Origin of the sequence: Paenibacillus sp. EPM92 (assembly GCF_016586185.1) — a bacterium.
In the GTDB taxonomy this organism is placed as follows: domain Bacteria; phylum Bacillota; class Bacilli; order Paenibacillales; family NBRC-103111; genus Paenibacillus_G; species Paenibacillus_G validus.
Map to the genome: position 1 here is coordinate 146,857 of NZ_BCPS01000068.1, position 11,456 is coordinate 158,312.

Below are 11,456 nucleotides of genomic sequence, written 5' to 3' on the forward strand. Positions count from 1 at the left end.
TCCAAACGATTTATACTATTTGCAAGCGCTCTCAAAACAAACCGGTTGGAGGAATGCAAGACGTACAGCCAGCTTGGGCCTGGTTCGTACGGACTGTGTTCGCGCGACAATAACGCTTACGAGGAGTGGGATCATGAAAAACAAATGGGTTTCGTACGGGGTTTGGGGGCTGATCGCGGCGTTAGGCGCGCTAGGGTTCGCGATGATCGCGCTTGCGAACGGCGAGAAAATTTCGGCGGCCTGGCTCATCATAGCCGCAATCTGCACTTATGCTTTTGGTTACCGTTTCTATAGCCGGTTCATTGCCAGGAAGATCTACGAATTAAACGACAACCGGGCAACGCCGGCCCATGTGCATAACGATTCCAAGGACTACGTCCCGACGAATAAATACGTGCTCTTCGGCCATCACTTTGCGGCGATCGCCGGAGCCGGTCCGCTGGTCGGTCCGATTTTGGCCGCACAAATGGGGTATTTGCCGAGCATTCTGTGGATTATTATCGGAGCTGTACTTGCGGGCTGTGTGCAGGACTTCGTCACGCTTGTCGGATCCATGCGGCGGGACGGGAAGTCGCTCGGTCAGATGGCGAAAGACGAAGTCGGCCGATTCGGCGGCACGTTAGCTTCTATTGCAACGCTGGCGATCCTCATTATCATCGTCGCCGTACTTGGACTCGTCGTCGTGAAAGCGTTGGCGGAGTCTCCGTGGGGAATGTTTACGATCGCCATGACGATGCCGATCGCCATCTTCATGGGCTTCTACATGCGATTTATTCGACCGGGGAAAGTCATTGAGGGCTCCATTATCGGTTTTGTTCTATTGATGATCGTATTATGGGCAGGACAATTTGTTGCCGCCAATCCGGTGCTGGCGAAGATGTTCACCTTCACCGCGCCGCAGATCGCCCTGATGATGGTCGTATATGGCCTGATCGCTTCGATTTTGCCGGTGTGGGTACTGCTTGCACCCCGAGATTATTTAAGCTCTTTCTTGAAAATCGGCGTCATCATTTTACTGGCGGGCGGTATTTTGGTGACATTGCCGGAGCTGCAAATGCCGGCTGTGACCAAGTTTATCGATGGGACCGGTCCCGTATTCTCCGGCAATTTATTCCCGTTCTTGTTCATTACCATAGCATGCGGCGCCGTTTCCGGCTTTCATTCCCTGATTTCTTCCGGGACGACACCAAAGCTGATCGAAAGAGAAAGTCATGCGCCCTTCATCGGATATGCCGGTATGGCCGCGGAATCCTTCGTCGCCGTCATGGCCTTGATCGCCGCGTGCGCCTTGGAGCCCGGCATTTACTTCGCTATGAACTCGTCGCCGGCCGTTATTGGAACCGATCCCGCTGCCGTCGCCGCCAAAATTTCATCCTGGGGCTTCACGCTGACACCGGAACAAATTACGAACACAGCCAAAGAAATCGGTGAAAACACCATTCTCTCCAGAACGGGCGGGGCGCCGACGCTTGCCGTCGGCATGGCGGAAATCTTTTCAACATTCCTGGCCGGGGCCAAGGCATTCTGGTACCATTTCGCGATTTTGTTCGAAGCGGTCTTTATTTTAACGGCTGTGGATGCGGGCACACGGGTAGGACGCTTTATGCTTCAGGATTTGATCGGCAACTTCTACAAGCCGTTTGCTCAAACGAAAGTGTTCAAGTATAATTTCCTGGCTTCGTTTATTGTTTGCTTGGCCTGGGGCTACTTCTTGTATCAAGGAGCCATCGATCCGTTCGGCGGCATCAATTCGTTGTGGGCGCTGTTCGGGATTGCGAACCAAATGTTGGCTGCCATCGCTCTCGCCGTCGCGGCGACGATTATGATTAAAATGGGCAAGGCCCGCTACGCTTGGGTAGGAATCGTGCCGTTCGTGTTCCTCGCGGTAACGACATTAACGGCCGGCTTCCAAAAAACGTTCTCCTCTCAGGCAAGCATCGGCTTTTTGGCGGCTGCGAAGAAATACCAGGACGGGATCGATCAGGGGCAAGTCATCGCGCCTGCCAAAAATATGGACGTCATGCATCAGATTGTGACGAACAACTATATCGATGCAGGCCTCACGATCTTCTTCGAGATTGTGGTGATCCTGATGATTATTGAATCTTTACGCGTCTGGTACAAAATTTTGATCCAAAAACAAAAACCGGTATTAAAAGAAGCGCCGTTTGTCAAATCTACTTTTGGAGCCTGATGCCATGAGAACGATAACGAGCTTTGCCAGCAAGGCCAAAGCGACAATCAAGGTCATTTTCAGTATTCCGGACTATGAGAAATACTTGAAGCATCAGCAAGAGCGCCATCCGCATGAAACCCCTTTGACGGAGAAGGAGTTCTATATGCTGTCACTTCACGAGCGTTATGAAAGCGGTAAGATCAATCGCTGCTGCTAACAAGGAGAGACGGAGTAAGGCGGGTGCATGCAGCCCGTCTTGCCCCGTCTCTTCGTTTATGCAACCTGTGCGGCTTCATCCGGCTTTGGCATCAAATGTCGAAAAATGCGCGATAATATCACGTATTTTTCGACTTTATTCTCATATAGCGTCGAATAATGTCGTTATATCAAAGATTTCAATAAAGAAATCATTGCTTATCTAGGTATAATAGACTATACTTGGCTTATATTCTTAACGATAATGGCAAACTCATCGAAAGGTGGGGACGCAAAGCTTCGGGTCTAAGGCGGTAACGCTATGACGGCTGGGCCGCCGAATTAGGGACGGATCTGTATATACGAATCCAGTTCTATTCGGACTGGATTTTTTGTTGTTTCTAAGGAGGGAAATACTAGATGACCATACGATCAAATACCAATTTGGCAAGTAAAGATGCTCTTGAAGACAGCATTCGAACGATTCTCGAGCAAATAGGGGAAAATCCGGACCGGGAAGGTCTGCTGGATACACCGAAACGAGTCGCGAAAATGTACCGGGAAGTGTTCTCAGGTGTGGGGGTGAATCCGGAATCGGCGCTGACGACAACGTTCGAAGAGGAGTACGACGGGATCATCACCGTAAAGGATATGACTTATTACACCTTCTGCGAGCATCATCTGATCCCGTTCTATGGAAAGGCGCACATCGGATATATTCCGGATGGGAGAATCGTCGGCTTAAGCAAATTTGCCAGATTGGTAGAGCTGGTCTCGCAGCGTCCGCAGGTGCAAGAGCGCATGACGCAGCAAGTTGCGAGTGCCGTATTGAATGTGCTGAAGCCGAAGGGTGTCATCGTAACCGTGGAGGGAACTCACTTATGCATGTGCGCGCGGGGCGTGAAAAAACCGGGAACGTCTACGGTGACAACGGTGAAGAAGGGGATATTTGCCGACAACGTCTCGCTATGTGAAGAGTTTGACCGTTCCATATCCAGAGCCTAGGAAGGGGGAAACGGCGATGCTTTATTTATCGAGAAGAATCGATTTTTCGGCAACTCACGTTTATCGGGTTCCCCAGTGGAGCGAAGAGGAAAACCTCCGGGTCTTCGGGCGCTGCAGCAACTCCAGCGGCCATGGGCATGATTACAAGCTGGAAGTGATGGTCAAGGGACGATTGAATGAAAAATCCGGGATTGTTGTCAATACAACGGATATTAAACAAATCGTGAGTTCATTTGTGGAAGAGGAGCTCGACGGGAAGTTTTTGGACCGTGAACATTCCTATTTTCAGCATCGCATACCGACTACGGAAAATGTAGTTGAGTACATCTGGAATTCGCTGGAACAGCGGTTTCAAGATTGCGAATTGCACCGGATTCAATTACATGAAAACCACTATTTAAGTTCGGTAAAGGAGGCGGGATGCTTGATACGACTTACACGCAAATATCACTTTTGCGCTGCGCACCGATTACATAGCGTGCATTTGTCGCCGGAGGAGAATAAGAAATTGTTCGGCAAATGCAACAATCCGCATGGGCACGGACATAATTATTACCTTGATGTCACCGTCGAAGGCGAGCCGGATCCGGTAACGGGCATGATCATGAATTTGGCGGATTTGGATGCCATTGTGGAAAGAGAAGTGCTCGATAAGCTGGATCATAAGCATCTGAACCTGGATACGGCTGAATTTAAAGAGTTGAATCCGACATCCGAGGTCGTAGCGCTCGTGATCTACAACATGCTGCGACCGCATCTTCCCAAGCTCCGAAAAGTCGGACTGTGGGAAACGGAAAAAAATTATTTCGAGTATTGCGGACCGGGTGAATGAGATGATTGACTTTCTGCAGCTCCAAGGAAAAACCGTTGCAATTACCGGGGCGTCCCGCGGGATCGGCAAAGAAACGGCATTATTGCTCAGTCAATTGGGAGCGAATCTTGTGCTGGGAGCAAGACATGAAGCCGAATTAAAGCAGGCAGCCTCTCAGATGAATGCGAATACGCTAGCCGTACCTTTGGACGTAACGAATGAAGAAAGCGTTAGCCGATTTGCCGAAGAGGCGATATCGCGGTTCGGCACCATTGATGCACTCATCAACAGTGCGGGCACAGGGGTGTTCGAATCGGTGTTGACGATGTCCAGTGACGATTTCGATCGAATGATCGCCGTTAATTTGAAAGGTACGTTCCTCGCCTGCCAATATTTCGGAAGGCATATGGTTGAAAACCGTGCCGGTAAAATGATTAACGTCGTATCTGTCGCCGGCACGACGGCACTGCCCGGCTGCGGCGGTTACTCCGCTTCGAAATTCGGGGTACTGGGATTAACGAGAGTATTGCAAGCGGAATTGAGGAATAAAGGCATACAGGTAACGGCCGTATTGCCCGGCGCGGTAGCGACTCCATTCTGGGACCGGATGGAACTGAAGCCGGATGCATCCGACATGATTCCCGTTCAATCGTTAGCCAAGCATTTGGTGTATCTCTTATGTCAACCAGAAGGTTCGGTCGTTGATGAAATGACGGTTATGCCTCCGCTCGGGATTTTGTAAAGGGGGAAGTGTCGATTGTGAAATCCATATTTCCTAAATTTTTTGGGAATTTTCATGCAGGAGCTCTAAATGCGCGGGCCCCTCTACCTTCCCCCTTATCAGGCGATAATATCCATGATCATCAACGGCGCGCCTTGATTGGATGGATTGCCAATCGTATGAGTCAACATCTGAATAGGGGTAAAGGGGAATCGGGATTTCTGATCTACCTGTCCTTCACTGCAGCGGAGAACGAACCTCAACCTAAGAACGATGAGGGCCGGTATTTATTATCACTGGCTGCTCGTTTGGTGGAAATGGTGGAGAAGCAGGAGGATGTTTATCTGAAAATAAAGGAAATGCATCTTTCGGATCGGCATCATCGCTGCTTCTTGAAGACTTATGAAGAAATTAAACAAGATCTAACCCAATATATCCCTTCCGCTCCTACAATCGAGCCGGTCGGCCATCCCGAAGAGGATGAAGTATGGCAGGTGTACCGCGACGTGATGTATGCCATCACGCAGCGAAAGTTTCTGCTGATCCGCAAACATGAGGTGGAGCCATACAAGGCAGGCAAGCTATTGTGCACAGCCCCGGTTATCGAACGATCGGACATTCCGAAAGCCAGGGAGCTCGCCAAACAAAGTCTGATCGGTATTGGGATCCCGCAGACCGCGATCATGAGCCATCTCCTTGTTATTTCTGAGGCGATTACGAATATTCTCAAGCATGCTCGCGAAGGAAAGATGACCATGTTTATAACCGACGCTGCCATCCATCTCCTCGTGGAAGATCAAGGGCCGGGCTTTCCGTTAAAGCATCTTCCGAATGCTGCGCTCATGGCGGGTTATTCGACAAAAAAATCACTCGGCCAAGGATTCACGCTCATGATGAAAATGACGGAACGGGTGCTGCTTTCCACGATTCCCGGTGAAGGGTCCTCCCTGATCCTCATATTTAATCGTTAAGGGAGAGTACGAAGCTATGATACCGGATGACCCGACTGTAAAGGGCACCATTCAAAAAACATTGATGACCTGCCTTCTTTTTGAAGGCTTTTGGGACCGCTGGATTGCCCATGGCATTCGAAGAGAAGACGTCGCTGGCTTTCAGCGACGGTTAACAAGCGCCGAAGCTTGGAACGGGATTTTGCAGAAATGCGCGGAGGATTTTGCGAAGCAAGCGATCTTCCTTCAGGCTCAGCAGGACAGGAAGGAAGCGGAGGAACATTTCCGCATGGCCGGCTTGTACTATAACCTGCTGCAGTGGCTGTACCCCACAGGGGATGAGAAGCGAAAGTGGTTTGCACGCTGCAAGGAGCTCTTTCAACGGGCGGATAGGCTTTCCGAGGATCAGATCCTGGAGGCCGTCATCGACGTCGACGGAAACGATTGCTTCGGCAGAATCCGTGTGCCTGAACGGAAGAAGGGCATCATGGTCATCGTCAATCCCATTGATTCCTCCAAAGAAGAACTGTTCACCTACGAGACGGATTTCGCAAAGCTGGGTTTCGTTACGATCAGCTTTGACGGGCCAGGGCAGGGGGAAACTTATGTACGCACGTCATTCAAGGCCACCCGTCTTCATTGGGAAAAGTTTATGAATCAAGTCATTGACTACGCATCGAACCAATACCCGGGACTGCCTCTCGCTTTATTCGGAACCAGCTCAGGCGGCGCTTGGGCCATCGAAGGAAGCGCTCATCCGAAAGTGAGCAAAGCGATCTCGGTAAGTCCTGCTTGTGCAAGTGGTGTGAGGATGCCGGATTATTTCATGGAGCGTATGGCTTATATCCTCGATGATTCCGCACAAAGCCTGCTGCCGAAGCTGGATAACTTCGATAATTTCAGCCCGATTCTCCTGTTTCATGGAAATAAGGACGTGATGGTCAAGGATACAGATATTTACGAGCTGTACCAGAAGCTTCCGGCGGGAAAACAACTTATCGAATATGAAAATGAAGGCCACTGCTGCAACTTTAAATTACGCGAGATTAGGAAGATTTCGGCCGAGTGGTCTTTAGGAGGTTAACATGATGGACTTCAAGCAATTTTGCCAGCTGCTCTCCGAGCTGACGCACGTTCCGCACGAGAAGATCAACGAAAGCTCATCCTTTCGCGATGATCTGGGAATCGACTCTCTCCAGATGGTCAATGTATACATTCAATTATCGCAAAGATTTGCAATCGGCTTGGAGCAATGGATCGGTTCGGCAGATATTACGACTGTCGGCGGCGTATACCACGCAATGACAAAAGGAGGCGTACAATCATGACATTAGCTCAGAAGGTTTTTCACTATCCGGATGCGGACAAGGTCGTATTAACGACATTCTCCGGCCATTATACGAGCCGGGATATCCAGGTCGAGATGGACCGGTATATCTCGTTATTGCGTCCGCTGGAATTAAAGGGTAAAAAAGTAGGACTGCTGGTCCCGGCTATCCCTTCTTATGCAGCTCTTGTCCTTGCCATCAATGAACTGGGCGGTACGATTATCCCGTTAAGCTGGCAATTTCGCAAGGAGGATTTGTCCGCCGTTCTTCAATTTCTTGATCCTCATGTCGTATTTTCCATCAACACGCACAATGGCTTTCCTTTTGCAGAGGTCATGGAGGCTTGGGCGATTGGATCCGGGAAGGAAACTTTGCTGTATACGTCGGACGACTGCAAGGAATGGAAATCTAAAGCTATAGCGGGTGCAGAGAGAGCGCTTGAGCAAGACAAAATCGACTTTATATGCTGCTCCTCGGGAAGCACAGGGACGCCCAAAGGGATGGTTGTCGGCATTCATGCGTTTGATTTCTCGTTTCAATTGCTGAAGGATTTTAACGAATTGAAACCGACGGATGTCGTGTTTTTGAACGCGCCTCCCAACTCGGTGTTTGGCATTGCTTCCTTACTGACCGGTATTCGCTCGGGCGTGCGCATCGTATTTCCGGATAACTTCGAACTGCCCCGTATGATTACACTGATGCAGGAGACGGCCTGCAACAAGGTTGTGAGTACGCCGTCCATTTTTAAAGCGATTTATACATTCGGCCAATCCTTGAACCCGGACGTATTTAAGAAGATCGAGTTCGTCGGCTTGACCGGCGAAATGATGACGGAAGATTACGTGAAGCAATTTGAACTGATGCAGCAATGCAAGTTTGTCGGACAGTATGGCAGTTCGGAGCTTGGAGGCGCGATGCTGTGCGATCTTCGTCAACAATTGGAGTTTACGGTTTATGACGGCGTGCAGTATAAAGTCAAGGAAGACGAATTGCTCCTGAAATCGCCCGCTGCGTTTAGCGGCTATTATCAAAATCCGCAGCTAACCGAACAATGTTTTGATGAGGAAGGATGGTTTTACACCGGCGATCTTGTACGCTTGAATGAGAAGAACAAGCTCGAGTTCATCGGACGCAAGAAGGAGTTGATTAAGAAGGGCGGGCAGCAGGTCATCCCGGGCGAGGTAGAGAAAGTGCTGTCTCAGCATGCAGGCGTGAAGCAGGCTGTTGTGATCGGGGCTCCGCATCCCGTATTCGGCGAGCAAATCGTAGCCTTTGTCGTTCCTCAGGATGATCTGCACACCGATGATTTATATGCGTTCTGCCGTGCAAAAATTGCAGGCTATAAAGTTCCCGACCGGATTGTAGCTATTGCGGAAATTCCCGTAGCCCAAGGCAAAGTCGACAAAATTACGCTGAGAACGATGGTTGCTAAGCAATAGCGAAGGAGGAGTGCTACCCATGAGTAAATCAACGGCAAGCCAAACCTTGCGCTGGCAGTTCATTCGCAAGATGCTCATTATGATGATAACCATTGCGTTGATCTCCGGTACGTTTCAATACTTTATTCTGCGTGAACAGATCAATGAAAATGTCATGAATGAGGCTTTGATGATTGGCAACAGCATAGAGCACGGCATCAAAGAAACGGATCTTGCCTCCAAATCGATCGAACAACAAATCGACTATAAATTAGAATCCATTTCCGCGCGGATTGCCGATCACTTGCAAGGAAAGTCCCTTGATCATATTACCGATCAGGATCTGATCCGCTTGCGCGATCAGTTTCAAATTGCCGGGATTACCCTTTTTGCAAGAAAAGGGGATGACATCGTAGGGGTTAAATCCTCGGACCCGAAGGAGATCGGGTTTAGTTTCAAAAGCATCATGCAGGAAGCCTTTCTGGCCTTAGACCATTTGCTGCAAGGGAAAAAGCCGGAAGGCAACGGTATCGTCAGTTATGTGAACCAGAATATCATTAATCTTTATATCGCTCAATCCGGCTCGCATGACGATAAACCGAGATTTTTCAAGTATGCTTATTACCACCAGCCGGGGACGGATTATGTGATCAATCCGTATATTGAAGCGAATGAAGTGTATCAATTCACGCAAGAGGTCGGCCCGGATTCGTGGATTAAGAAGGTGTTGAGCGAGAACAAATATGCGAAGGAAATTGCGGTGCTGGACCCGCGCGTATTTGAGGACCCGAGCCTGGCTGAGAAAATGTACCCTCCTTTGAAAAAGATTGTCTATGGAACCTATAACGATCAGACTCAGGAAGACGAGCAGATTCTCGTGCAGATGGACAAGAGCGCTCAACGGGTATCTTATGTGCAAAAGTTCAATGGCGAAAAATTGTATAAAATGTTTATCCCGTTTGATGAGGGCCGAGTGATTTATATTTCGCTCGATTACGAAACAATGAGCGCGCCTTTGTATCGCCAATCCCTCATTTTGATTATTTTCGGCTTACTTTCTCTCGTAGCGCTCTTTATACTTACTGCCAACTTCTTTAATAGCATTTACCGTAACATTCAAAAGATCATCATTCAAATCAAACAGCTCGAAGCGGGAGATTTGACGGCGAAAAGTCAAATTCTGGACGGGGGAGAACTCGGCGAGCTATCCGACTCAACCAATACGATGGTCGACACGTTACACCAGTTGTTGACCGATACTCGCGAGAAAGCGACGCAAGCACAAAAGCTGTCCGTTCTCTTAGAAACGGATGCAAACGAGTCTCTCGAAAAAGCGTTCACGATGTCCATGGAAGCGACCGCCGAATCCAGGGATACCGTTGAAGAAATTTATTACTTTTTGGATCAGCTCGAGAAGCATCTGGTTCAGCAGTTAGACGATCCGGGCGCCAAAGTCATTATGGACAAACTGGATGAAATGCGACAATTGGCTAATCACCGGACAAACAATACAACCGAGATTACGATTGCCCTTTCCGATCTGTTCAAAGCTTTGCATGAACAATCCAGTGAACTGTCCGATCTTTCCCATTCCCTTCTGGATGATCTTGCAAAGTTTAAGCTTCAATAAATAATTCCGGCGATGGGCGGCTTACCAAACGAACAGCTAGGAGGAATGATCGTGAGATTGGAAATGAAGCAGCACATACAAGGATCTACGTTGCGCGTAGAAATCATCGGTCTCATGGATTATTCGACCATTGACGACTTTGAACTCGGCATTCCCGATAACGTAACGAAGATCATCGTTGATTTGGCCGGATTGGATTTTATTGATTCTACGGGGATCGGTGCGTTTCTATCCATGATCTATGATGCGAGCGAACGTGGAAGTACGGTTGAATTCGTAAGTATGAATGACGTTATTACCGAATTGTTCGACACCATAGGCATATTTCGAATCATGGAGTCTTTGCAAAAAGGGGGACAGTAAGTTGATGTTCCGAAAAGTACTGCTCCAAACCAACAGTGAGGTTGGTTCCACTACAGAAATGAATAAAACGCTGCAGCGGGAGATCCAGATGGCTCGTAATATTCAAACCAAGCTATTGAATGGGGAGAAGCCTGATCTGACGAACGGCGAAGTATCGGGGGTTTCCTTCCCTGCAAGGTTGATTGGCGGTGATTATTATGATTTTTATCCGCTTTCTAACGGGAAGGTCCGAATTATAATCGGAGATGTGATGGGCAAGGGAATCCCTGCCGCCATGCTTATGATTCTTACTCGCGGAGCCTTCCGAAGCGCTGCAGAAGCCACGAAGGGACCCGGTGAGACGCTTACCGCGATGAATAATGCCTTGTACCGGGACTTAAGAGTGCTCAAGTCCTTCGTCACGGTGTTTTGTGCAGATTGGGAACCGGATACCGGCGTTTTTGTTTATGCCAATGCAGGACATAACCTTCCGGTGATCGTTAGGGCGGAGGTTGGCGTCGTGCAGCCTCATGACTTGAACGGCGTCATGCTTGGCGGATTACCCGGACAGGTTTACAAAGAGAAAGAAATGCAGCTTGAGGATGAGGATCTTGTTTTCTTCTATACGGACGGGATCGTGGAATCCCAGAATAGTAAGGGCGAGATGTTTAAATTGGACAGACTGGTTCGAATTCTTGAACAACATGGGCATAAAAGTGCGGCTGAAATCGAGACGATTGTTGTTGATCATATCAACCTTTTTACGGAAGGCTTGCCCCAAAAGGACGATATTACCATGGTCGTGCTCAAGGCAGGCAAGGAACAGACGGAAATCACAAGCTTTAACTCCCCAATCGTATGTACATAAGGAGGGGTAGCT

At 49.0% G+C, this 11,456-nt stretch carries 12 protein-coding genes and 1 riboswitch; all 12 genes read left to right on the top strand.

Annotated elements, in window-relative coordinates:
- The first annotated feature begins 133 nt into the window (after positions 1–133).
- Positions 134–2,194 (top strand): carbon starvation CstA family protein, encoded by a 2,061-nt coding sequence (locus JMF85_RS15800; protein ID WP_127604397.1) that lies wholly within the window; start codon positions 134–136, stop codon positions 2,192–2,194.
- 4 nt (positions 2,195–2,198) lie between these two features.
- Positions 2,199–2,393, top strand: a complete 195-nt coding sequence (locus JMF85_RS15805; RefSeq protein ID WP_054795831.1) for a CstA-like transporter-associated (seleno)protein — start codon at positions 2,199–2,201, stop codon at positions 2,391–2,393.
- 235 nt (positions 2,394–2,628) lie between these two features.
- A riboswitch (cyclic di-GMP riboswitch) is annotated at positions 2,629–2,713 on the top strand.
- A gap of 78 nt (positions 2,714–2,791) precedes the next feature.
- The gene (folE, locus tag JMF85_RS15810; protein WP_174817546.1) at positions 2,792–3,376 is read left to right on the top strand and encodes a GTP cyclohydrolase I FolE; all 585 of its coding nucleotides are present in this window, start codon (positions 2,792–2,794) and stop codon (positions 3,374–3,376) included.
- A gap of 16 nt (positions 3,377–3,392) precedes the next feature.
- A complete protein-coding gene (locus JMF85_RS15815) occupies positions 3,393–4,208 on the top strand; it encodes a 6-carboxytetrahydropterin synthase (protein WP_127604395.1) in 816 nt (271 codons plus the stop codon).
- 1 nt (position 4,209) lies between these two features.
- Positions 4,210–4,929: an SDR family oxidoreductase gene (locus JMF85_RS15820; protein WP_127604393.1), complete on the top strand. Its 720-nt coding sequence runs from the start codon at positions 4,210–4,212 to the stop codon at positions 4,927–4,929.
- Between the two features lie 158 nt (positions 4,930–5,087).
- Positions 5,088–5,879 (top strand): ATP-binding protein, encoded by a 792-nt coding sequence (locus JMF85_RS15825; RefSeq protein WP_127604391.1) that lies wholly within the window; start codon positions 5,088–5,090, stop codon positions 5,877–5,879.
- Positions 5,880–5,895: 16 nt separating this feature from the next.
- Positions 5,896–6,942 (top strand): alpha/beta hydrolase, encoded by a 1,047-nt coding sequence (locus JMF85_RS15830; protein ID WP_201318486.1) that lies wholly within the window; start codon positions 5,896–5,898, stop codon positions 6,940–6,942.
- 1 nt (position 6,943) lies between these two features.
- Entirely contained in the window at positions 6,944–7,186 is a 243-nt protein-coding gene (locus tag JMF85_RS15835) for an acyl carrier protein (RefSeq protein ID WP_201318487.1), read from the top strand.
- On the top strand, positions 7,183–8,625 hold the full coding sequence (locus JMF85_RS15840; protein ID WP_201318488.1) for a class I adenylate-forming enzyme family protein: 1,443 nt from the start codon (positions 7,183–7,185) through the stop codon (positions 8,623–8,625). Before JMF85_RS15835 ends, JMF85_RS15840 begins: the two co-directional genes overlap by 4 nt.
- 19 nt (positions 8,626–8,644) lie before the next feature.
- The gene (locus JMF85_RS15845) at positions 8,645–10,234 is read left to right on the top strand and encodes a methyl-accepting chemotaxis protein (RefSeq protein WP_127604383.1); all 1,590 of its coding nucleotides are present in this window, start codon (positions 8,645–8,647) and stop codon (positions 10,232–10,234) included.
- Positions 10,235–10,285: 51 nt separating this feature from the next.
- Positions 10,286–10,597 carry an STAS domain-containing protein gene (locus JMF85_RS15850; protein ID WP_196426869.1) on the top strand — a complete coding sequence of 104 codons (312 nt, stop codon included), beginning with the start codon at positions 10,286–10,288 and terminating at the stop codon, positions 10,595–10,597.
- A 4-nt stretch (positions 10,598–10,601) separates the two neighbouring features.
- A complete protein-coding gene (locus JMF85_RS15855; RefSeq protein WP_127604379.1) occupies positions 10,602–11,444 on the top strand; it encodes a PP2C family protein-serine/threonine phosphatase in 843 nt (280 codons plus the stop codon).
- Positions 11,445–11,456: the final 12 nt, after the last annotated feature.

Bases quoted from the DNA above. Each gene is read 5' to 3' on its own strand.
- JMF85_RS15800 (WP_127604397.1), top strand. From the start codon at position 134: ATGAAAAACAAATGGGTTTCGTACGGGGTTTGGGGGCTGATCGCGGCG.
- JMF85_RS15805 (WP_054795831.1), top strand. From the start codon at position 2,199: ATGAGAACGATAACGAGCTTTGCCAGCAAGGCCAAAGCGACAATCAAG.
- folE (WP_174817546.1), top strand. From the start codon at position 2,792: ATGACCATACGATCAAATACCAATTTGGCAAGTAAAGATGCTCTTGAA.
- JMF85_RS15815 (WP_127604395.1), top strand. From the start codon at position 3,393: ATGCTTTATTTATCGAGAAGAATCGATTTTTCGGCAACTCACGTTTAT.
- JMF85_RS15820 (WP_127604393.1), top strand. From the start codon at position 4,210: ATGATTGACTTTCTGCAGCTCCAAGGAAAAACCGTTGCAATTACCGGG.
- JMF85_RS15825 (WP_127604391.1), top strand. From the start codon at position 5,088: ATGAGTCAACATCTGAATAGGGGTAAAGGGGAATCGGGATTTCTGATC.
- JMF85_RS15830 (WP_201318486.1), top strand. From the start codon at position 5,896: ATGATACCGGATGACCCGACTGTAAAGGGCACCATTCAAAAAACATTG.
- JMF85_RS15835 (WP_201318487.1), top strand. From the start codon at position 6,944: ATGATGGACTTCAAGCAATTTTGCCAGCTGCTCTCCGAGCTGACGCAC.
- JMF85_RS15840 (WP_201318488.1), top strand. From the start codon at position 7,183: ATGACATTAGCTCAGAAGGTTTTTCACTATCCGGATGCGGACAAGGTC.
- JMF85_RS15845 (WP_127604383.1), top strand. From the start codon at position 8,645: ATGAGTAAATCAACGGCAAGCCAAACCTTGCGCTGGCAGTTCATTCGC.
- JMF85_RS15855 (WP_127604379.1), top strand. From the start codon at position 10,602: ATGTTCCGAAAAGTACTGCTCCAAACCAACAGTGAGGTTGGTTCCACT.